Origin of the sequence: Stenotrophomonas sp. a6 (genome assembly GCF_030913325.1) — a bacterium.
Lineage (GTDB): Bacteria > Pseudomonadota > Gammaproteobacteria > Xanthomonadales > Xanthomonadaceae > Stenotrophomonas > Stenotrophomonas maltophilia.
The window spans coordinates 1-22,141 of sequence record NZ_CP133161.1 but is presented as its reverse complement, the minus strand read 5'-3'; the positions used below and the strand labels follow the sequence as shown (position 1 = coordinate 22,141).

Annotated in this window: 21 protein-coding genes; 3 read left to right on the top strand and 18 right to left on the bottom strand. The window is 63.4% G+C overall.

Annotated features, from left to right (window positions below):
- The first annotated feature begins 312 nt into the window (after positions 1–312).
- Together Q9Q79_RS00105 and Q9Q79_RS00100 are read left to right on the top strand one after the other, a co-directional pair.
- Positions 313–1,329, top strand: coding sequence for a class 1 fructose-bisphosphatase (locus Q9Q79_RS00105; protein WP_043035283.1), 1,017 nt, complete (start codon positions 313–315; stop codon positions 1,327–1,329).
- Between the two features lie 108 nt (positions 1,330–1,437).
- A complete protein-coding gene (locus Q9Q79_RS00100) occupies positions 1,438–2,148 on the top strand; it encodes a 2OG-Fe(II) oxygenase (protein ID WP_024958796.1) in 711 nt (236 codons plus the stop codon).
- A gap of 62 nt (positions 2,149–2,210) precedes the next feature.
- On the opposite strand, the gene Q9Q79_RS00095 is transcribed toward Q9Q79_RS00100, so the two are convergent.
- The 3 genes from Q9Q79_RS00095 to Q9Q79_RS00085 form a co-directional block, all read right to left on the bottom strand.
- Positions 2,211–2,681: a hypothetical protein gene (locus tag Q9Q79_RS00095; protein ID WP_197633364.1), complete on the bottom strand. Its 471-nt coding sequence runs from the start codon at positions 2,679–2,681 to the stop codon at positions 2,211–2,213.
- A 687-nt stretch (positions 2,682–3,368) separates the two neighbouring features.
- Positions 3,369–3,551 (bottom strand): hypothetical protein, encoded by a 183-nt coding sequence (locus Q9Q79_RS00090; RefSeq protein ID WP_223846460.1) that lies wholly within the window; start codon positions 3,549–3,551, stop codon positions 3,369–3,371.
- A gap of 351 nt (positions 3,552–3,902) precedes the next feature.
- The gene (locus Q9Q79_RS00085) at positions 3,903–4,496 is read right to left on the bottom strand and encodes a hypothetical protein (protein WP_049461433.1); all 594 of its coding nucleotides are present in this window, start codon (positions 4,494–4,496) and stop codon (positions 3,903–3,905) included.
- 318 nt (positions 4,497–4,814) lie between these two features.
- Between Q9Q79_RS00085 and Q9Q79_RS00080 the strand changes: the two genes are divergently transcribed.
- Positions 4,815–5,120 carry a hypothetical protein gene (locus tag Q9Q79_RS00080; protein ID WP_138970112.1) on the top strand — a complete coding sequence of 102 codons (306 nt, stop codon included), beginning with the start codon at positions 4,815–4,817 and terminating at the stop codon, positions 5,118–5,120.
- Between the two features lie 148 nt (positions 5,121–5,268).
- On the opposite strand, the gene Q9Q79_RS00075 is transcribed toward Q9Q79_RS00080, so the two are convergent.
- The 15 genes from Q9Q79_RS00075 to dnaA all read right to left on the bottom strand — a co-directional run bounded on the left by Q9Q79_RS00075 (position 5,269) and on the right by dnaA (position 22,141).
- The gene (locus Q9Q79_RS00075) at positions 5,269–6,360 is read right to left on the bottom strand and encodes a PA0069 family radical SAM protein (protein WP_049450315.1); all 1,092 of its coding nucleotides are present in this window, start codon (positions 6,358–6,360) and stop codon (positions 5,269–5,271) included.
- A 101-nt stretch (positions 6,361–6,461) separates the two neighbouring features.
- Positions 6,462–7,205 (bottom strand): pyridoxine 5'-phosphate synthase, encoded by a 744-nt coding sequence (locus Q9Q79_RS00070; RefSeq protein ID WP_005411743.1) that lies wholly within the window; start codon positions 7,203–7,205, stop codon positions 6,462–6,464.
- Between the two features lie 9 nt (positions 7,206–7,214).
- Complete coding sequence (locus Q9Q79_RS00065; protein ID WP_012478631.1) at positions 7,215–7,484, bottom strand: hypothetical protein; 270 nt, start codon at positions 7,482–7,484, stop codon at positions 7,215–7,217.
- 40 nt (positions 7,485–7,524) lie between these two features.
- Positions 7,525–8,985, bottom strand: coding sequence for a cardiolipin synthase (gene cls / locus Q9Q79_RS00060; protein ID WP_012478630.1), 1,461 nt, complete (start codon positions 8,983–8,985; stop codon positions 7,525–7,527).
- Between the two features lie 102 nt (positions 8,986–9,087).
- On the bottom strand, positions 9,088–9,501 hold the full coding sequence (locus tag Q9Q79_RS00055; RefSeq protein WP_005411740.1) for a biopolymer transporter ExbD: 414 nt from the start codon (positions 9,499–9,501) through the stop codon (positions 9,088–9,090).
- 3 nt (positions 9,502–9,504) lie between these two features.
- A complete protein-coding gene (locus tag Q9Q79_RS00050; protein WP_005411739.1) occupies positions 9,505–9,930 on the bottom strand; it encodes a biopolymer transporter ExbD in 426 nt (141 codons plus the stop codon).
- 62 nt (positions 9,931–9,992) lie between these two features.
- Positions 9,993–10,754, bottom strand: coding sequence for a TonB-system energizer ExbB (exbB, locus tag Q9Q79_RS00045; RefSeq protein WP_005411738.1), 762 nt, complete (start codon positions 10,752–10,754; stop codon positions 9,993–9,995).
- 94 nt (positions 10,755–10,848) lie between these two features.
- Entirely contained in the window at positions 10,849–11,406 is a 558-nt protein-coding gene (locus Q9Q79_RS00040) for an energy transducer TonB (protein WP_169449073.1), read from the bottom strand.
- A 254-nt stretch (positions 11,407–11,660) separates the two neighbouring features.
- Positions 11,661–12,848 carry a tetratricopeptide repeat protein gene (locus Q9Q79_RS00035; protein WP_005411736.1) on the bottom strand — a complete coding sequence of 396 codons (1,188 nt, stop codon included), beginning with the start codon at positions 12,846–12,848 and terminating at the stop codon, positions 11,661–11,663.
- 132 nt (positions 12,849–12,980) lie between these two features.
- Positions 12,981–13,787: a M48 family metallopeptidase gene (locus Q9Q79_RS00030; protein WP_005411735.1), complete on the bottom strand. Its 807-nt coding sequence runs from the start codon at positions 13,785–13,787 to the stop codon at positions 12,981–12,983.
- A 71-nt stretch (positions 13,788–13,858) separates the two neighbouring features.
- Positions 13,859–14,704 (bottom strand): CPBP family intramembrane glutamic endopeptidase, encoded by an 846-nt coding sequence (locus Q9Q79_RS00025; RefSeq protein WP_012478629.1) that lies wholly within the window; start codon positions 14,702–14,704, stop codon positions 13,859–13,861.
- Positions 14,705–14,771: 67 nt separating this feature from the next.
- Entirely contained in the window at positions 14,772–17,231 is a 2,460-nt protein-coding gene (gene gyrB, locus Q9Q79_RS00020; RefSeq protein ID WP_005411733.1) for a DNA topoisomerase (ATP-hydrolyzing) subunit B, read from the bottom strand.
- Between the two features lie 112 nt (positions 17,232–17,343).
- Positions 17,344–18,438: a DNA replication/repair protein RecF gene (recF, locus tag Q9Q79_RS00015; RefSeq protein WP_012478628.1), complete on the bottom strand. Its 1,095-nt coding sequence runs from the start codon at positions 18,436–18,438 to the stop codon at positions 17,344–17,346.
- A 995-nt stretch (positions 18,439–19,433) separates the two neighbouring features.
- On the bottom strand, positions 19,434–20,534 hold the full coding sequence (gene dnaN / locus Q9Q79_RS00010; protein ID WP_005411731.1) for a DNA polymerase III subunit beta: 1,101 nt from the start codon (positions 20,532–20,534) through the stop codon (positions 19,434–19,436).
- A gap of 275 nt (positions 20,535–20,809) precedes the next feature.
- Complete coding sequence (gene dnaA / locus Q9Q79_RS00005) at positions 20,810–22,141, bottom strand: chromosomal replication initiator protein DnaA (RefSeq protein WP_049418155.1); 1,332 nt, start codon at positions 22,139–22,141, stop codon at positions 20,810–20,812.

The window sequence follows — 22,141 nt, the reverse complement described above, 5'->3', positions numbered from 1 at the left end:
CGCGGGAGGGGGAGGCGATGCAGGACCGTTGGCGCCATGGGCCCGAGGCATGCCTCGGGCGGGTTGGGCAGGACGCCCCCACCCCGGTCTTGCCGTGTGCGCAGGACAGCGCACACGAGCAAGGCGCCATCGAGCTTACATGGACGTACTTGCAGCGTGTCCTGCATCGCCTCCCCCTCCCGTGAGCCTCGACAAAAGGAAGGCGCCACGAGCGCAACGCATCTGGAAACGATTACGCCTTCCCGCGCTCACGCACGGCCCCGCCATACGGGCGACAATAGGCGTTTTCCCGCTGCCGAGACCTGCCCGCTCATGTCCCGTACTTCGTTGACCCGCTTCCTGATCCAGGAACAGCACGCCGGCCGCATCAACGCCGACCTGCGCCAGCTGATCGCGGTCGTCGCCCGCGCCTGCACCAGCATCTCCATCGCCGTCAGCAAGGGCGCCCTCGGTGGCGTGCTGGGCGATGCCGGTACCGGTAACGTGCAGGGCGAGGCGCAGAAGAAGCTGGACGTGATCAGCAACGAGATCCTGCTTGAAGCGAACGCCTGGGGTGGCCACCTCGCCGCGTGCGCCTCGGAGGAAATGGACCACAGCCAGCCGGTGCCGGACATCTACCCGCGCGGTGATTTCCTGCTGCTGTTCGATCCCCTCGACGGCAGCTCCAACATCGACGTCAACGTCTCCGTCGGCACCATCTTCTCGGTGCTGCGCTGCCCGACCAATGTCGAACTGCCGGGCGACGACGCCTTCCTGCAGCCGGGCAGCAAGCAGATCGCCGCCGGCTACTGCATCTACGGGCCCAGCACCCAGCTGGTGCTGACCGTCGGCCATGGCACCCACGCCTTCACCCTGGACCGTGAGAAGGGCGAGTTCGTGCTGACCACCGAGAACATGCAGATTCCGGCGGCTACCCAGGAGTTCGCGATCAACATGTCCAACCAGCGCCACTGGGAAGCACCGATGCAGGCCTATGTCGGTGATCTGCTGGCGGGCAAGGAAGGCACGCGCGGCAAGAACTTCAACATGCGCTGGATCGCCAGCATGGTCGCCGACGTGCACCGCATCCTGACCCGCGGCGGCATCTTCATCTACCCGTGGGACAAGAAGGATCCATCCAAGGCCGGCAAGCTGCGCCTGATGTACGAGGCCAACCCGATGGGCCTGCTGGTCGAACAGGCCGGCGGCGCCGCCTGGACCGGCCGCGAGCGCATCCTCGACATCCAGCCCGACCAGCTGCACCAGCGCGTGCCGGTGTTCCTGGGTTCGCGCGAGGAAGTGGCCGAAGCCGTGCGCTACCACCGCGCGCACGACGACGCGCAGGGCTGATTGGCGGTTGCCTGACGACGGTCATGGCAGATCGATGACATGACCGTGGGGTGACACCGAGGGCGGCAAACGGCACCATCAAGCCGTTGCCGCCTAAGGAATGCACGCATGCACGAGCAGGGCCCGGTCGATTTCATCGAGGTCATCCACAACGCGGTCCCCAGCGAGGTCTGCGCGGCGATCGTCGAGCGCATGCGGGCGGCGCGTGGCCTGCAGCCCGGTGCCGTGGGCAGTGGCGTGTTCCCGGAACTCAAGCACAGCAAGGATCTGCGCATCAGCGGCCTTGATGGCTGGCAGGATGTGGACCATCAGCTGCAGCACGCGGTGTTCAACGGCCTGCTGACTTATCTACGCCGTTATCCACAGGCATTGATCGCGCCGCTGATGTTGCAGATCCAGGACAGCAAGGGCCAACCGCGACGCCTGTCTGCCGAGGACTTCCCTGACATGCCGCAGCAGCAGCTGGCCGACCTGGCCCGCACCTGCCTGCGCCCGGGCGCCATCAACCTGCAGTGGTATGCGGCGGGCGAGGGCGGTTACCCGTACTGGCACTGCGAGCTGTACCCCAAGGATGCGCAGGCCGAGACCCTGCACCGGCACGTGCTGTGGACGCTGTACCTCAACGAGGAATTCGAAGAGGGCGAGACCGAGTTCCTGTTCCAGGGGCGGAAGATCGCACCACGCACCGGCAGCCTGCTGATTGCGCCGACGGCGTTTACCCATACCCATCGCGGTAACAGGCCGCAGGGGGGGGACAAGTTCATCGCGACGAGTTGGATCCTGTTCCAGAGCGCGCAGAAGTTGTTTGGGGGACGGTGAGGTCATCGTACTCCTCCCGATTGGAGCCGATATCCAGGCAAGTTCGTTATGCCGTCGGTGGTTTACCGGGCCTCAGGAGAGCAGTAGTAGTCGCCGCCCCTGTCCGAGTCCCAGTAGGTTCCTCCATAGAGCTTCACCGTACTGCCTCTTGTCGTCAGCTCTACCGAGCGCGCCAGGCGATCCTCGCAGAAGACCATCAATCTGTAATGGCGCTGCCGTTTGTCTTTCTGCAGTCGCCACCGCTTCTCTGCGGCTTGTTTGATGAAGAAAGCGGCGATCTGCTCTGGATCAGATTCGAGTTCGGCGTCGAAGACGGCCCCCAGGAACGTGACCTTCGGTAAGAACTTAACGTTCGTGGGATGGCTCCCTGAAGGAAGTTCAAAGGTCTCGGTAGCAGCGCGCAGTTCTGATTCTGTTGGCTTTCCGGTCCAATCGCCACCTCCAATGGATCCAAACATTGAAAGATAGGTACCGCCTATCAGGGCCGCAATCACAGCGTATAGAAGCAAATGAGCCAATGATTTCTTCTTCACCAACCATTCCCCCAATCGCCATCCTTCTTAGACAGCTCACCCGGTGATGCACCGCCGCCAATTCCAATACCAATTTCAGTGGAAGTTCCACCGCCGGCGGAATAGTTGATACCTCCACCAACTCCAGCTCTACATTAGGGCTTCGGCTTCCTCCACGGTCTGATCAGGGTTTTGTACATGACCCAGGCAATCCAGCCGCAGACCAACCCAACCCCAGCGACAGTGATTTCCTCTTCCCCGAAAGGAGATCCACTTACCCCTTGATAGACGACGAAGACAGTTGCTCTCAACGACAACAGGGCAAATATCACTACAGGTGCCCAAAGTATGAACTTCATCATTCCCCCGTGTGCAATGCATGGACCCATGCTCGACAACTGGCCGTCTAGACTCTCTGTCCCGACATCTGCGGCATCATGATCTTCTTGCATGTACGGATTACCGGCATGAGGTTCCTCTTTCCGCTCTTGCCTCCGCGGTACTACCGCCGAGAATCGATGTCAGAAGAGGCAGCATTTTCCCTCAGAACGCGGTGCCAGTACGCGTAACTCCAAGCTTTCCATGCTAGCTGTTGCAGCTTCCAGAACCCGAAAGCCATCAGCCTCAGATTGGCTGTTGCAAGCGGCCGTGGCAAATAGAGTCCAGCTTGCTCGACTTCGCTCCAGATAGAGTCGGGCGGGCTCGACGCTACCGCGGGCGACGGCGATAGAGAATCCCGCCTGCCACAGCGCCGAACACCGCCACACCGAAACCAACGAGCTCTTCTTCTCCAAGCGCGTCGCCGGAGATCGGCTTGCCGCCCGTCAGCAACAGAAGGTTCAACGGAAGCATCCACAGGAACGCGATGCCCAGCCAGTAGATGATCTTCATGTCATGTGCTCACGGGTCCGGATACATCGACTTGAACCAGTAGGCGGATCTGTTCCGCATCCATGAGCTGAATTCTCCCGTCTCCAGTTTCCGCAGCTGGCGCATGTCTATTCCATAGCGCTGGAACAGCGAAATCAACTCTCTCATATCTTCGTCATCCACAGCCGACGGATCAACAGAGACGTTGATCGTCCTGAGGAACCCTTCGACAGACACCACGCCCGGAATCTGGTTCAACCTGGAGAAGAACGCATCCTCGTCCAGTCGTGATTAGAACCTCAGGGAATGAATTTCTATTTTCAGCATTGCCAGTCGTCGCAGAAGTGATTGCATGCAGGCAGTTCCACCCGGCTATCGGGTGGGACCAAAGGATCCCCAGAGATCGTCGTTTCCTCCTTGCCAGGCACTGAGCTTCTCGACAGGGATTTCCTTCAGTTGACAGGTGAACTGGAGATAGAAGGAACGGTCTTCTTTTCGATAACTGTTCCACCCGACAGCCGTCACTTTGACTTCCATCCGATTATCGCGCTCATGCGGCTGATGTAGTTCTACGTCGACTGAATCGGACAGCCAGTTGTCTCCCTTGTGCACAAAGCCCGCGCCGCCACTGGTGAGGCGTGCATCCACTACCTCCGGCGTCCCTTCCGACGAGGGCGCGTATCGCTTCAAGCTGCCTGTGATCTTGATGTACTGCTGGGAGTCGATCACGCCTGGCGACTCCGAGAAGAGGCGCAGCAGAAGGAGGGTATCGGTGCCCTTGCGCACCCTCTGACCTGTATCTGCCACCCACAGACGCTGTTCGAACTCGTCCAGGCCAGCCGGCATGTCAGTGACGATCGCGGCCTGCGGAACGATGATGCATTCGTGAATGGAGCGAGCTTCCACCTGCACGCTCGCAAGGTAGAGAAGGAGACCACTGGCGTGGAAGCAGTGAGTGCGTTTCATCATGTACAGCACGTTCGTGCGGATTCAGTTGCGCGAACGTCTGGAGGGGTGTGCCTGTTCGAAGGGGGATGCCTCCGGATCATGCACTCCCGTCCATGCATCAAGCTGCTCCAGAGACAATGGCTTGGCTCTCAGATGCTCTGACACTGTGGTCGGTGCCTCGCACTCTCCCGGCCACTGCAGTGGGCTTGCAGAGCGAAACGTTGCATCGACCTGGACCTCGATGCCGAAGTCTCCTGCGGAAACCACGGTAATCTGCCCTGCGACCGGCACTGCGTAGCAGCCCGTCTTTCCGGCAAACGCGCTGGACCCTCTGCTATGGAACATCCGTACTCGATCATTTGGGACAGAGAACCGGTCGCCTGCTTTCGCATCAGCGGGGAGCTGGATCGTGAGCTTGCTGAAGGTGGAACGGTCGGTCCTCCACGACGTGCGGAATCGTCTCAGCCCGATCACTCGGCTGTCCCCGGCAACGATCTGGTGACAAGCGAAGAGCCGCTGGCGCGGCTCGACCGTAAGGCAGGTGGGGTCGCGCATGGCAGCGTCTTCAACCACAAACGCACGGGCAGCCTCTGCATCGGTACCACAGAAAAGCAGAAACGCACCACAGCTGAAGGCATGTGAGCGCTTCATGTGCGAACCGATTCGTCGTCAAGCGAACGGCATCGCACTGTCACGGATCCTGGGTCATCCATCTGCATCCCTCCCTGGCTTGCAGGCCATCCGGCCAAGCGCAGATTGTTGCCGGTAAGCCGGGCAGCGGTCCAGCGTTCTAGAACAGACTTCCCTGCGGCGAATCCTTCTTCGGCGTCAGCGGCTTCACGAACCGGCTGCAATCCAGCTTCGGCCAATGGCTGTTCTGCGCATTGAAGCCGAGACGCTTTCGCGCCAGCTTGAAGCGGTTGTTCAACAGATCGGCATACACGCCCTGGCCACGCATGCGGGTGCCGAACTGGCTGTCGTAGTCCTTGCCGCCGCGCAGCTGCTGGATGGTACTCATCACATGTGCGGCGCGATCTGGATGATGGGTGTCCAGCCAGTCGCGGAACAGCGGCGCCACTTCCAGCGGCAGGCGCAGCAGCACGTAGCCTGCGGTGCTGGCGCCAGCATCGTGCGCGGCCTCCAGCACGGCTTCCAGCTCGCTGTCGTTGATCCACGGAATCACCGGCGCCACCATCACACCGACCGGAATGCCCGCTTCATGCAGGCGCTTCATCGCACGCAGCCGTGCATGCGGCGCCGACGCGCGTGGCTCCAGCTTTGCGGAGAGATGCGGGTCCAGCGAGGTCACCGAGAAATGCACGCTGACCAGGTTCTCCGCCGCCAGCGGTGCGAGCAGATCGATGTCGCGCTCGACCAGTGCGTTCTTGGTGATCAGCGAGAACGGATGCCTGGTTTCCAGCATCACTTCGATCAGCTGGCGGGTGAGCTTGAACTTGCGTTCGATCGGCTGGTACGCATCGGTGTTGATGCCCAGCGCGATCGGTTGCGGAACGTAGCCCGGCTTCGACAACTCCTTGCGCAGCAGCTGCGGCGCATTGGTCTTGGCGAACAGCTTGGTCTCGAAGTCCAGGCCTGGCGACAGGTTCAGATAGGCGTGCGAGGGGCGCGCGAAGCAGTAGGAGCAGCCATGCTCACAACCGCGGTACGGATTCACCGATTGGCTGAAGCCGACGTCCGGTGAGGTGTTGCGGCTGATGATGCTGCGTGCGGTCTCGGCACGTACTTCAGTGCGCAGACGTGGGGCGAGGAATTCCTCGCTCTCATCGACCGCCCAGCCGTCGTCCACCGCCTCGCTGACGGTGCTTTCAAAGCGCCCGGCAAGGTGGGACGTGGAACCTCGGCCCTTGATCGCGATACCCATTGCGGCAGGTTACGCCGCAGCCGTCTCAATGGCTGCGACGGCTGCCTGAAGGGTTCAGCGCGGTGCTGCGTCGAGCATGGCTCAACGCTACAGGGGAGCGGTCAGAGCAACGCCAGGTACCCGCGCACGGTGGCATCCAGCCCGTCATACAGTGCCTCGCCGATCAGCGCGTGGCCGATCGACACCTCCAGCACGTCTGGCACGTGAGCCAGGAAATCGCGCAGGTTGTCCTGTGACAGGTCGTGCCCGGCGTTGACGCCCAGGCCCACCGCCTGCGCCCGCCGCGCCGCAGTGGCGAACAGTTCCAGCATCGCCGCAGCGTCGCCGGCCGCGTGTGCTTCGGCGTAGGGGCCGGTATACAGCTCGACACGATCTGCACCGACTTCGGCCGCCTGCTCCAGCAGTGGGTTGCCCGCATCGACGAACAGGCTGACCCGGCAGCCCATCGCCTTCAGTTCGGCGACCAGTGGTCGCAGCCGCTCGGCATCCCGCTCGAAGTCGAAGCCATGGTCGGAGGTGATCTGTCCATCGCCATCCGGCACCAGCGTCGCCTGCGCCGGGCGGGTCTGCGCGCACAGCGGCAGCAGGCCTGGGTAGCCCTCGCGCGGCGGTGCGAACGGGTTGCCTTCGATGTTGAACTCGACACCACGCGCGCGGGTCAGCGTGGACAGCGCCAGCACGTCCTCGGCGGTGATATGGCGGCGGTCCGGCCGCGGGTGCACGGTGATGCCATGTGCACCGGCATCCAGGCAGGCCTGGGCGGCGCGCACCACGTCCGGTTCGGCGCCGCCGCGCGAATTGCGCAGGACGGCGATCTTGTTGACGTTGACGCTGAGCTGGGTCATGGAACGGAACTACTTGGAAAGAGGGGACGGATCGTGGTCGTTGGCGTCGGCATTGCGGCGGGCCTGGGCCTGCTCGCGCAGGCGGCGCAGCTCCTCGGCATCGACAAGGGTGGCAGGGTCCCGCTGAAGGTCGCCGAAGCGGGCTACATAGCGACCGCGCACCCAGGCCAGCAGGAAGGCGAGGGCGGCCAGCAGGCACAGGGTCATCAATGCGGCGCTGGGGGTCTTCAGGGCGAAGGCGAAACAGCCCAGCGCCAGCAGCAGGTACAACCAGTACATAGTCGGGCTCCCCGGATGATCGCCGCAGTGTAGCGCTGCGTCAGAGCAGCGGCGAGGCCAGCCGGGCGAAGGCCTCGGGCAGGCGGTGCAGCCACAGCGAACGGCCAGCCTGGTCGTGCACGCGGGTGGCGCGGTCGAACTCTCCCTGCAGCAGCCCGGCCAGAGCGGCGACGCGGTCACGGTCGCTGATCATCATCGACAGCTCGAAGTTCAGGCGGAAGCTGCGGTGGTCGAAGTTGGCGCTGCCAACGATGCAGACATCGTCGTCGGCGATGAAGGCCTTGGTATGCAGCATGCGCGGGCCGTACTCGTAGATCTTCACCCCGGCGTGCAGCAGTTCGTCGAAATAGGAGCGCGCGGCCTGGGTGACAAACCAGGAGTCGCTCATCTTCGGCACCAGCAGGCGCACGTCCAGTCCACCCAGTGCCGCCGAAGTCAGCGCCATCCGCGCCGCTTCGCCCGGCACGAAGTAGGGCGTTACCAGCCACACGCGCTCGTGTGCTTCCTGGATGGCCGCCACGTGCAGGCGGTGGATCGTTTCCCAGCCCGAGTCCGGGCCGGAGACCAGTACCTGGGCGTTGATCGCACCATCGCCGCGCAGCGGCATGTCGGCCGGCCACAGACGGGCAATGTCCATGCGCGAGGGATCCTGGCCACTGGCATAGAGCCAGTCCTCGGCGAACACCAGCTGCAGGCTTCGCACGACGTGGCCGCGGATGCGCATGTGCAGGTCGCGGTAGGCGTTCGGCTTGCGGCTCTCGTCTTCATCGTCGGTGATATTGATGCCACCGGTGAAGGCCAGCCGGCCATCGACGATCACCAGCTTGCGGTGCGTACGCAGGTTCAACCACGGCCGCTTGAACGGCTTCAGCAGCTGCCGCGGATGGAACCAGACCGCCTCGCCACCGGCATCGATCAGGGGCTGCAGGAAGCGACGAGGCAGGGCGGAAGAACCCACTGCATCCAGCAGCAGGCGCACCTGCACGCCGGCACGGGCGCGCTCGACCAGGGCGTCGCGCAGGGCGGTGCCGGCATGGTCCGGATTGAAGATGTAGTACTCCAGGTGCACGTGATCGCGAGCCTGCGCCACCGCTTCCAACAGAGCGGCGTAGGTAGCGGCACCATCCACCAGCCAGGTCACTTCGGTCGCGCTGCTCGGCGCCAGGCCCGTGGTGGCCTGCGCGATCTTGGCCAGCTCGGTGCAGTCGGCATCCGGTGGGCAGACATCGCTGTAGTGCTCCATGCCCGATCGTGCGCGTCCGCGGCGCAGCCGTTGCCGCTTCACCTTCTGCGGGCCCAGCAGGTAGTAGATGAACAAGCCGAGGTAGGGCAGCAGCGCCAACGACAGGATCCAGCTCAGCGTGGCGACCGGCTCACGCTTCTGCAGCATGATCCAGCCCGCCAGCGCGAACAGATACAGCAGGTAGGCCACCGCCAGGATCGAGCCAAGGTGGGCGATGCCGTCGAGCCAATGACGCAGGGAGTCGAAGAGGGCGAGCATCCGCCGATCATAGCGGTCCAGGCCGGCAGGCATAAAAAAAAACGCCCCTGTCTCCAGGGGCGTCTGCAGTCGCGTCATGACTGTTGTGTTGCGGTGTAGCGATTACTGCTGCACAAAACCGATCTTCTTCATCTGAGCATTCTTCGCGGCGGCCAGAACCTTGGCCATCACGTCGTACTCGGAATCCGGGCTGGCGTCGATGCGCAGTTCCGGCTGGTTGGTCGGGTCACGCTGGACCTCCTGCTCCATCCGCTGCTGCAGCTCGCTGGTATTGATCGGGCTGTTGTTCCACGAGACCTGGTTGCTGGCGTCGATCTTCAGTTCGATCGGCGGCGGCGGTTCGACCAGCTGCGGCGGTGGGTTGAGCACGCGCTGCGGCAGGTCGACGGCGATCGGGTACGTCATGATCGGCGCGGTCACGATGAAGATGATCAGCAGAACCAGCATCACGTCCACGAGGGGCGTGACGTTGATGTCTGCCATGGGGCCCTTGCCACCACCACTACTGAATGCCATGGCTTATTGCCCCTTTTCTTTGGTCGCGACGAAGCCGACGTCCAGCATGCCCTGCTCCTGCGCGACCTTGGTCAGGTCGTTGATGACGCGCATCTTGGTGGTGCGGTCACCACGCAGGTTCAGCGGCGGCTGCGGGGTCTGCTGGGCGGCGGTCGCCAAGCGCGACTCGAGAGTCTGCTTGTTGATTTCTTCGTCGTTCCAGTAGATCGAGCCGTCTTCCTTGACTGCCAGGGTGATCGGTCCGGAACGCTTTTCAGCGTCTTCCGGCTTCTGGATCAGGTTGGCTTCCGGCAGATCCACCTTGACCTTGTGGGACATCAGGGGCGCCGTGATGATGAAGATGATCAGCAGCACCAGCATCACGTCCACGAGGGGCGTAACGTTGATGTCGGCCATGGGGCCGCCGCTGTTACCACTACTGAAAGCCATAACGGGCTCCGTCTAGATCTTGGTGACTACTTACGTTCGTCGCTGGGTGACGCGCGCCGCAATTAGCGGACGCGCGAGCCGGTGGCGAAGAAGTCGTGCAGGTCGTGCGCGAAGGTATCGAACTTGCTGATGGTCGCGCTGTTGATCTTGCTGAAGAAGTTGAAGGCGAACACGGCCGGGATCGCGACGAACAGACCGATCGCGGTCATGATCAGCGCTTCACCCACCGGGCCGGCAACGGCGTCGATCGAAGCGGAGCCGGTGGCACCGATCTTGATCAGGGCGCCGTAGATGCCCCACACGGTACCCAGCAGACCGACGAACGGAGCGGTCGCGCCGACGGTGGCCAGCAGGGTCATGCCCGACTGCAGCTTGTTGCTTTCGCGGGTGACGGCCTGGCGCAGGGCGCGGTCGACGAACTCCGAACGGCTCAGGTTCTCACCCACGCCGCCGGTGGCGCCGCCTTCAGCGCGCTGGTGGTGCGCAGCAGCCTGGGCAGCGTCCAGGGCGATCTTCGAGAACGGCTCCGAAGCCGGCTGCTCTTCCATGGCACGGATGGCGTCCTGCGCGTTCGGGGTATCCCAGAACAGGCTGACGACGCGATCAGCAGCGCTCTTCAGGCGGGTCGCACGGAAGATGTTGATGACGGTCCAGTACCAGGACATGGCCGACATGGCGATCAGGGTCAGCAGCACGACCCAGGAAACCGCGAAATCACCCGGCTTGGTGGTCATTTCGTGGATCAGGTGCTCGAAGCCCATCTGCGACAGGGCGTTGGACGGATTGCCCCCGGCAGCAGCGGCGATGAAAATTTCCTGCAGCATGACGCTTACCTTTGTTGTGTGTGGTGATAAAGGGTGTAGCTAAGCTAAACAATCGAACCGGGAGCGGGGGTGGCCATGCGGCCACCCGGGCGCATCAGTTCAGCGCAAAGTTGACCGGGACGCGAACGCGACCTGCCGCCTTCTTACCGCCAGATTCAGCGGCGTTGAAGCGCCACTTGCGAGCCGCTTCCATCGCGGCACGGTCCAGGTCGCGGTTACGGCTGGACTTTTCCACCGTGACATTGGTGACGTTGCCGTTGGCATCGACATCAATGATCAGGATCACTTCGCCCTGGATACCCGCGCGGAAGGCGGCCGGCGGGTAGCGCGGCGGATTCATGGCCTTCGACGAGATGTCCACGCTGGCCTCGATCGAGGTCGCAGGTGCCGGCGGCGCGGGGGGCGACGGCGGGGTGACGATATCGCTCGGGCGCGGCTCCGGCACGTCCACGACCGGCGCCTGCGGCGGCGGCGGGACCGGCGACGGCTTCGGCGGCGACAGATTCTTCACCGGCGGCGGCGGAGTATCGGTCGGCGGCGGCGGCGGCGGCGGCGGGGGCGGCGGCGGCGGCGCATCGACGATGGTCACCATGACGTTGCGCTCCTTCTCAGCCACGGCCTTGGGAGCCACGGCGGGAATGAGGAGCATCATGAAGGCGGCCAGATGCAGGGCAATTACAAACGCGATGCCGACGATGCGAGGCCAGCTCAGCCCCTTGTCATCGGGTTGTTCGTACCGGTGAACGACTAGTTGTTCCGTCATGCGCCAAGAGCTCAATAGTGGGGCCGGGATGCCGGGGGCGGAATCCCTGATCAGCGGTGCATGACACCGCAGGAACCTCCAAGCTTATACCAATCCTGAGCGCCTGCGCATCAACTGGGCAGGCATTCAGGCGTTATTCCTACTTACTTCAGGTTGATGATTTTCTTGGCATCAGCCTGGTTCTTCACACCCTTCGCCAGCGCCTGCTGGGCGGCCTGCTTGGCCTCCGGGATGCGACCTTCGGCATGCAGGACGCGTGCCAGGTTCAGGTAGGTCTCACCGTCCTTGGACAGCGGGGCAGCCTTCTGCCACGCATCGATCGCCTGCGGCACCTGGTCGGAGTAGTAGTAGGACTGGGCCAGCGCCAGGTAAACCTGGTAGTCCGGCTTCAGGATGCCCTTCTGCAACCCTTCGTTGATGACCGCGATGACGTCCTTTTCCTTTTTGTCGGTGTTGGCATAGATGGAGTACAGCTGCTTGTACTCGCGCTCTTCGGTGAGCTGGCCGCTGCTGCGCAGCTTGTCCATCACCGCGGCCGCCTTGTCCATCTGGTCGGCCTGCATGTACATGCTGGCCAGGTTCAGCTGGGCCTTCTTGTCGTTCGGGTTCTTGGCGGCCAGCGCCTCGGCTTCCTTGACTGCTTCGCCGGACTGGCCGGCTTCGGACAGGGCCGCCATCAGCAGCTGGTTCCAGTTGTCCTTCGGTTCGGCGGAGCCGGCGATGGCCTGCTTCAGCACCGGAATCGCTTCCTGGTAGCGCTCCAGCTGGTACAGCGCCTGGCCCTTGGCGATCAGTTCTTCCGGCTTGGTCGACTTGCTCTCGGCGAAGTACTTGTCGAGGGTTGCCAGGCCTTCGGCTGTCTGGTCTTCCTGCAGCTGCAACTGGCCCAGCATCAGCATCGACTGGAAGTGGCCGTTGTTGTCCAGGCCGTTGAACTGCAGGACCTGCTTCAGGTAGGCGATGGCAGCCGGGGCGTCATCGGTCTGGTAGGCAGCCTGCGAGGCCAGCTGCGCGGCCAGCGACTTGTCGTACTCGTTCGCGGCGCTGTCAGCCAGGATGGCGTCGGCCTGGGTGCGGGTTTCCGGGAACTTTTCCTTGTTGTAGCTGTCGATCATTTTCTGCAGCTTGCTGCCCATCTTGGCCGAAGCCTTGACCGTCGGCTCCTGGCGGGTCGCGTTCGGGTACAGCGCCTCGGCCTTGGCCTGCTTGCCGCCGCGGTTGCCGCGCTCGGAGGAACGCGAGGACTGCGCGAAGGCATCGGTGACCACGGCGCCGGTCAGGGCGGTCGCGACGAGGACGGAAAGCACAGCTTTGTGGTTACGGAAAATCATCGTTCACCTCGATCGAACCGCCGGTTAGCGGCAAAGTCGGACTGTCAGAAAAATCTGAGCCGCCAAACGTATCAGAAACAGATGGCGTGAGAAATCGTTTTATGTGCTGCAATACAGCATAGAACTGCGCACTCATCCGCACTTTGGCCGTAGCCCGGCCGCCTGCGCCTGCTGATAGACCGGCGTCAGGCCCGGGGCATCACGTCGCAGTTCCTGGATCCGGTTGGCCGGATCCGGGTGGGTGGACAGCCATTGCGGGCTGCGACCGCCGCTGGCGGCCATCATGTTCTGCCACAGGTCGACCGCCTGCGCCGGATTGAATCCGGCCTGCGCCATCAGCCGCTGGCCGATCACGTCAGCCTCGCTTTCCTGCGTCCGCGAGCCCGGCAGCAGGAAGGCAGTCTGCGCGCCCATGCCACCGAGCTGGTTGACGGTGCTGGCAGCACCTTCGCCGTAGGCTGCGCCAGCCAGCGCGCCGAGCACGGCCAGCCCGGTCTGTGCGCCCATCTGGCGGGTGATGCGCTCTTCGTGGTGGCGGGCGATGACATGGCCGATTTCATGGCCGATCACGGCAGCCAGCTGATCCTGGTTCTTGGCCACGGTGAAGATGCCGGTGTTCACGCCGACCTTGCCGCCGGGCAGGGCGAAGGCGTTGGGTTCCTTGTCGACGAATACCGCCGTCTCCCACCGTACGCCACGGTATTGAGCTGGCAGCTGCGCGACCAGGGCGTTGACCACGCACTGCACGTAACCGTTCTGGCGGCCGTCGGTGCTGATCTTTTCCTTCTGCTTGGTTTCGGCGAACGCCTGTGCGCCGAGCTGGTCCAGCTGCGCCTGCGAGACGCCGCCCACCATCTGCCGGCGACCGGTAGGGGAGGTGGTGGTCGCGCAGGCGCTGACCAGGGTGGTGATGACAAGGGCCAGCAGCAGTTGTTTCATGGAAACTCCCCCGTGTTCATATGCGGAGTGTGTAGCGTAGCGGCTTAATCTTTCGTCAAGCGGACGCGGCGTTACGTTGACCCCAGGAACACCATCGCGGCAAGGGCGACCGCATTGTTCAGCGCATGGGCGGTGACCGCCGCCCACAACGTGCCGGTGCGCCGGTAGAGCCAGCAGAACGCGGCTCCCATGCCACCATAGACCAGCCACAGCTGTGCGATTTCGGCCGGGCCATTGGCACTGGTGCCAGGGATCTCATGGATCAGGGCAAACGCGAGGCTGCTCAGTACCACGCCCAACCCTGGTCGCCCGGCCTGCCACAGGCGGCCAAACAGCACGCGGCGGAACAGCAGTTCCTCGTAGGCCGGCGCCAGGACCACCGCGAACAGCACCAGGAACAGCGGGAAACGTGCGATCGCGCTCTGCATCAGCGCCAGATTGGTGGGGACCGGCTCGACGCCGACCTGCTTGGCCAGGAAGGCGATGCCGTTGCTGCCGAGCACGATCAGGGTCGCCACCAGCAGGGTCCAGCCCCAGGTGGAGGGGCGGCGCAGCGCCTGGCGCGAGGCGTGGCGCTCGGCGGCGTTGGCCGGCCGTCGCCAGAAGTACAGCAGCAACGCGGCGCCACCGGTGGCGAACAGTGCCATGAGAATCTGCGCAAGCGCGCCGGGCTGGCCCAGTGACGCCGCGACCGAACTGGCGTCGGGTGCGCCAGCGCCAGCCTGCGCGTTCGCGTAACCAACCACCACGCCACGGTACAGGCCCCACAGCAGGCCGCTGACCAGGCTCAGGCCGAACAGGGTGACAGCGGCGATGCCCAGGTCGATGAAGAACCCCGCCAACGGCGAAACGGCACGCGGCGCGGCAGAAGCCGGCGGAACCGGGGGCGGAGCAGAGACCGGGGCGGATGCTGACATCAGGTACCTGTGTTCAAGAGTCGAAGGCCGGCGCGCCTCCCCGCGCGCCGGCCGTGTCCCGATTGTGTCAGATATCCAGGTTTGCGACCTTCAGCGCGTTGTCTTCGATGAAATCGCGACGCGGTTCGACGACATCGCCCATCAGGGTGCTGAAGATCTGGTCGGCTGCGACAGCGTCCTCGATACGCACCTGCAGCAGTCGGCGGGTTTCCGGGTTCACCGTGGTGTCCCACAGCTGCTCCGGATTCATTTCACCCAGACCCTTGAATCGCTGGATCTGGCGGCCGCGCTTGGCCTCCTCGAGCAGCCAGTTCTGTGCCTTGGCAAAGCTGTCGACTTCGATCGACTTGGCACCGCGGGAAATGGTCGCGCCTTCGCGGACCAGACCGTGCAGCAGCTTCGATGCCTGGTGGATTGCGCGCAGTTCGCCGCTTTCGAAGGCCGACATCGGCAGCACCTGGATGTGCTGTTCGCCCATGTGGCGACGGGTCACCAGCACAGCGGCCGGGCGCTCGTCGTTGGCCTCCTGCAGTTCCAGCGTGAAACGCGGGCTGCCCAGGCTGCCCTGGTTGAGGCGCTTGGCCAGTGCATCCAGGCCCTCGCCTTCGCCGGCAGCGCGCAGGCTTTCCAGGTCCATCGGCACGAAATCGACCAGCGCTTCAAGCAGGTTGCGGTCGTAGCGATGTGCGTTGCGCTCGATCGAATCCAGCGCTGCTGCATAGGCCAGCAGCAGCTTCTCCAGCGCAAGGCCTTCGATGCCGGGCTCGCCGGTGGCCGGCACCAGCGCAGCGTTTTCCACCGCGCTGCTGGCCAGGTAGCTGTCCAGCGCCGGGTCGTCCTTCAGGTACAGCTCCTGCTTGCCCTGCTTGATCTTGTACAGCGGCGGCAGGCCGATGTAGACGTAACCGCGCTCGATCAGCTCCGGCATCTGACGGTAGAAGAACGTCAGCAGCAGGGTGCGGATGTGGGCGCCGTCGACGTCGGCGTCGGTCATGATGATGATCTTGTGGTAACGCAGCTTGTCCGGGTTGTACTCGTCTCGGCCGATGCCGGTGCCCAGCGCCGTGATCAGCGTGCCGACCTGGTCGGAGGACAGCATGCGGTCGAAGCGCGCGCGTTCCACGTTGAGGATCTTGCCGCGCAGCGGCAGCACCGCCTGGTTCTTGCGGTTGCGGCCCTGCTTGGCCGAGCCACCTGCCGAGTCACCCTCGACGATGAACAGTTCGGACAGCGCCGGATCCTTTTCCTGGCAGTCGGCCAGCTTGCCCGGCAGGCCGGCGATATCCAGCGCGCCCTTGCGGCGGGTCAGGTCGCGGGCCTTTCGCGCCGCTTCACGTGCGCGCGCGGCGTCGACGATCTTGCCGGCGATCGCCTTGGCTTCGTTCGGGTTCTCCTGCAGGAACTCTTCCAGGCGCGCACCGAAGGCGTTTTCCACCGCCGGACGCACGTCGGAGCTGACCAGCTTTTCCTTGGTCTGGCTGGAGAAGCTCGGGTCCGGCACCTTCACCGACAGCACCGCGATCATGCCTTCTCGCATGTCGTCGCCGGTCAGGTTGATCTTGGCCTGCTTGGCGATGCCGTTCTGCTCGATGTAGTTGTTGAGCACACGGGTCAGCGCACCGCGGAAACCGGCCAGGTGGGTACCGCCGTCCTTCTGCGGAATGTTGTTGGTGAAGCAGTACATCGTCTCCTGATAGGAGTCGGTCCACTGCAGCGCCACATCCACGACGATGCCGTTGTGCTCGCCGGTGACTGAAATGACGTTCGGGTGCAGCGGCGTCTTCAGCTGGGCCAGATGCTCCACGAAGCTGCGGATGCCACCCTCGTAGTGGAAGTCATCGCGACGGCCGTCGCCACGCTCGTCGGCAAGGACGATCTTGACGCCGGAGTTCAGGAACGACAGTTCGCGCAGGCGGCGGGCCAGGATGTCGTAGTGGAACTCCACGTTGTCGTGGAAGGCGACGGTGGACGGCCAGAAGCGCACGGTAGTGCCGCGCTTGGTGGTGGTTTCCAGCTTGGCCAGCGCGGTCACTGCGGCGCCGTTGCTGAATTCCTGCTGGTAGTGGAAGCCGTTCTGGAACACGTCCACCAGCAGCTTCTGCGACAGCGCGTTGACCACGCTGACGCCGACGCCGTGCAGGCCGCCCGAAACCTTGTAGCTGTTGTCGTCGAACTTGCCGCCTGCGTGCAGGACGGTCATGACGACTTCGGCTGCAGACACTTCGCGACCGAGCTTGGCACTCATCTGCTCGTGCTTGCCAGTCGGGATACCACGGCCGTTGTCGGACACCGAGACCGAACCGTCGGCGTGGATCGTCACCGCAACGTGGTCGGCGTGGCCGGCCAGCGCTTCGTCGATCGAGTTGTCGACGACCTCGAACACCATGTGGTGCAGACCGGTGCCGTCATGCACGTCACCGATGTACATGCCGGGACGCTTGCGGACAGCCTCCAGGCCTTCCAGGGCGGTAATGCTGTTGGCGTCGTAATTGCCGTTGTTTGCCGGGGTGTTCTGTTCGTCGCTCATTGCGCTTGCCGTAGGCTCCGCAGGTCGGCCACCGCTTGGAGCGATGTGCCGAGAATGAAAGGATTCCAACCCGAATTATACCAGCCGGGGTCGAGCGGCCCTGGTGTGCCCACTATGGCACAGCCACGATTTGTGCATGTTCCACGTGGAACCGGGCGATGTGGGTCAGGTCCAGCAGCGCCGCCGGGGTTTCGGTAGCGGTGATGAAGATCTGTGCCGGCCCATTGAGCAGGCGCTCCAGCACCCGCGCCTGATGGGTGCGATCCAGCTCCGAGGCCAGATCGTCCAGCGCGATCACAGGCCATTCGCCGCGCTGTTCTGCATAGTCCTCGGCCTGCGCCAGCAGGCAGGCCAATGCCGTCAGCTTGGCCTGGCCACGGGACAACGCATCACGGCCCGGAATGCTGTGGAAATCCACACTCCAGTCTGCCCGGTGTGGGCCGACCGAGGTATAGCCGGCCTGCCGGTCGCGTTCCCGGGCCAGAAGCAGGGCATCGGCCAAGGGAAGCTCATGCCGCCGCCAACCGGGGCTCAGTTCCAGCCCCTGGATGCCGAGTTGCGGAGCCAGGCTGGCGGCCAAGGCCACCGTGCGCTGCTGCAGACGCTCCAGGTAGTGCTGACGGCGGCTGGTCAGCGGTTCCCCGGCCTCGGCCAGCTCGTGATCCCAGGTATCGAGCATCCGCGACGGTCCGCCCTGCTTGAGCAGAGCATTGCGCTGCTTCAGCGCCCGGGAATAGCGGCGCCACAGGGAGAGAAAATCCGGTTCCACGTGGAACAAGCCCCAATCGAGGAAGCGACGGCGAGGTTCGCCCCCCCCACTGACCAGTGCATGGCTCCCCGGCTCGAACGTCACCACGGCCAGCGCTGCGCAGAGATTGCCCAGCTGCGCGACATCCTCGCCGTCCAATCGCCCCTTCCAATCCTGGCCACTGTGGCGCAGCCCGGCCTTTCGGCGGTGCGGCGGGTGATCGGCACGCTGTTCGTCCCATTCCACGAAGATCTCCAACGCTTCCTGGCCCTGGCGCACCAGACCGTCACGCACTCGGCCACGGAAGCTGCGCCCGTAGGCCATCAGGTGCAGGGCTTCGAGCACGCTGGTCTTGCCGGCACCGTTGTCGCCGGTCAGCAGGTTCAATCCAGGCTGGGGCGACAGGTCCACCGCACTGAAGCGACGCAGTTGGTGCAGGGCGAGGCGGCGGATAAGCATGGGGCGCGAAAGACCATCCGCACGAGGCGGTAGTGGGGCAGGGAATCCATCAGCTTACTGCATCGGTCAAGCCAGCCGTGGCGCGCCAGACATCGCCACTGTGCTGAAGCCTCCGCCTGGCAACCCTACGCGTGTTCCACGTGGTGGCGCTCCCTCATCTGGGCTCGCCTGGGTCTGGATATGCCCGGGAATCCTTGAATTCTGAGCGGCGGCGCAGGGTACAGGCCTTCAGATTTCAGCGATTTCAGACTCATTCCGCGAGCATCGCCAGGTGCCCTCGACGGTGGGTTGCGCGAACACCGCGCGGATTTCTTGAAATCTACGATGCGATGCCGTGGAGGGTTCCACAGATTTCAAAGAATTCAGCCCGTTCGTTTCACGCTGTCCACAGCGGGTCTGTATGACTTATACACAAGGTATGGGCAAACTGTGGATAAAAAAGCCCTTTTGCCCGACCTGCCAAACTATCCACAGGTTCCCCCCCAGCCTGAGGGGCCTCTATACAGGGGGTTTCAGCTGCATAAATCTCTTGAAAATCAATTGGATAATGCATTTTTCCACGAAATCTGGGCCCACCATCACCACCATGCTTTAGATTTATACCCAGATTTAGAAGCTAGGCCAGCTCTGATCCGGCCCCAACCAACCCTGTGGACAGTGACGTCTGCAGATGAAGCAACCACTGCGATAGCGGATGCGATCCGCTTCATCCATCCGACCAGATCGGGTCACCCTCAATCAGGCTGAAGACCCGGAACTGCGTACTCGACCGAAGTTGGCTGGGCAGCGCCCAGGTCAGCAACCTGGATTCCTAACGCGCAGGGCCGATTGCATCGGAGGGGCAACCAAGAACAATCGGCAAGCAGCAATCTCGAGCAAGACATTCGCCCAGACCTGGAGATTCCGCGATCCCCGATGCTCCACGTGGAACCTGCAAAAAAAAACGCCCGGGGAGATCCCGGGCGTCCTTCGGTTCCACGTGGAACAGGCTGCTGTCAGAGACGCAGCGGCATCACCACGTGACGCGACTTCTCGCTGCTGGATTCACGAACCAGCGCAGAAGAGTTGGAATCGCGCAGCTGGATGATGACCTCCTCATCGCGCAGCGCGGAGAGGGCGTCCAGCAGGTAGTTCACGTTGAAGCCAATGGCCAGATCACTGACCGTGGTGTCGGCTTCGATCTCTTCCTGGGCTTCTTCCTGTTCCGGGTTGTGCGCGCTGATCTTCAGGTTGCCCGGCGAGACTTCCACGCGGATGCCGCGGTACTTCTCGTTGGACAGGATCGCGGCGCGCTGCAGCGAGGCACGCAGTGCTTCACGATCAACCTTCACTTCGCGGTCGGCACCGATCGGAATCACCGCTTCGTAATCCGGGAAACGACCGTCGATCAGCTTCGAGGTGAAGGTGACATCGTCGCGCTTGACGCGCACGTGGCTGCGGCCGACTTCCAGTTCGATCTCGCGATCGCCGCTCTCCAGCAGGCGCTGCAGTTCGGTCACGCCCTTGCGCGGCACGATGATCTGGCGCTTGGAACCGCTGGGCTTGGCCAGATCGGTTTCACACAGGGCCAGGCGATGGCCGTCGGTGGCGACCGTGCGCAGCGCATCGCCGCGCAGGTCGAACAGCAGGCCATTGAGGTAGTAGCGCACGTCCTGCTGGGCCATCGCGAACGCAGTGCGCTCGATCAGTTCCTTCAGGGTTGCTTCGCCGATGGCCACGCGCTCGGTGGCTTCCACTTCGTCCACCGACGGGAAGTCGTTGGAGGGCAGGGTGGCCAGGGTGAAGCGGCTGCGGCCGGCCTGCACGGTGATCTTGTCACCGGTCTGCGAGACGGTAATCCGGCTGCCGTCGGGCAGGGCGCGGATGATCTCGAACAGCTTGCGGGCGGGAATGGTGGTTTCGCCGTCCTGGGCATCTTCAACCGCGATCCGCGACACCATCTCCACTTCCAGGTCGGTACCGGTCAGCGACAGCTGGCCGTTCTGCACCTGGACCAGGAAATTGGCCAGAACCGGAAGGGTCTGGCGGCGTTCGACCACGTTGACGACCTGTGCCAACGGCTTGAGAAAGGCTTCGCGCTGCAGTGTGAAACGCATGTGGTTCCGTGCCCCTATGCTTTAAAAAATGTGGAATAAATCAAAAGCTTGGTGGTGCTGGTAGAGACAGAATCGCTGGAAAACAACGCTAAGTCTTTGTAAATAAAAGGATTTCAGGCATCGAAACCCTCTGTATTACCGACCCCCAGGGGGTGGGGAAAGCTGTGGATAAAACCGACGCGATTTCAAACGCCATTTTTATCCACAACGTGTCCCGCGCTTGCTACCGGATTCTGCACCGTTTTGTGCGATGACGCCTCATCGGCATCCGTGCATCATTCGCTCAGCTTCCGGATCAGCTTGTCCCAGTCCTCGCGGAGTTTGCCGTCGGTTTCCATCAGGGTCCGGATCTGGCGGCAGGCATGCAGCACCGTGGTGTGATCGCGACCGGCAAAGGCATCGCCGATCTCGGGCAGGCTGTGCTCGGTCAGTTCCTTGGTCAGGGCCATGGCGACCTGGCGCGGGCGTGCCAGCGAGCGGGTCCGACGCTTCGACAGCAGATCCTTGATCTGCAGGCCGTAGTAGTCGGCAACGGTTTTCTGGATGTTGGGAATGCTGATCGCCTGCTGCTGGGCGCGCAGCAGGTCGCGCAGGGTTTCCTGGGCGAATTCGGTGGTGATCGCGCGGCCGGTGAAATTGGCGCGGGCGGTCAGGGTATTGAGCGCGCCTTCGAGGTCGCGCACGTTGGAGCGCATCTTCTTGGCGATCAGGAACGCAACATCATCGGGAATCTCGGCACCGCGTTCGCGTGCCTTGGCCAGCACGATCGCGGCGCGGGTCTCGAAGTCCGGCGGTTCGATCGCGACCGACAGGCCCCAGGCAAGCCGCGACTTCAGGCGAGCTTCCAGGCCCTCGACTTCGCGCGGATAGCGGTCGCAGGTCAGGATGATCTGCTGCTTGCCATCGAACAACGCGTTGAAGGTGTGGAAGAACTCTTCCTGGGTGCGGTCCTTGCCGGCGAAGAACTGGATGTCATCGATCAGCAGCGCATCCACCTGCTGGAACTGGCGCTTGAACTGATCCATGGTCTTTTCCTGCAGGGCCCGGATCATCGCGCTGAAGAACTGTTCCGAACGCAGGTACAGCACCTTCGCGCCCGGATTGGCCTGGCGCATGGCGTTGCCGGCGGCGAACATCAGGTGGGTCTTGCCCAGGCCGGTGCCCCCGTACAGCAGCAGCGGGTTGTGCGCGCGGTCGCCCGGCTTCTGCGCCGCCTGGAAGGCGGCGGCCAGGCCCAGCTGGTTGCTGCGGCCTTCGACGAAGTTGGCGAACGTGTAGTGGTTGTCCAGATTGCCGGCGAACGGCACCTGCGGTTCGCTGGGCACATGCGCCGACGGCGTGGAAACCGGCGCGTTCTGCGCCTCCACAGGGCGCGGGCGCGAGCCGATTTCAAGAAAAACGTCGCTGAAACCGGCGAAGTGCGCCAGCAGTTCGCGGATCCGGGCCAGGTACAGCTCGCGGACCTGGTCGACGATGAAGGCATTCGGTGCATACAGCACCAGGCTGTCCACGCGCAGATCGGCCTGCAGTGGCTTCAGCCAGGTATGAACGTCTTCCGGCGGGAACTCCGCTTCGAGGCGCTCGAGACTACGGGACCAAGCATCCAT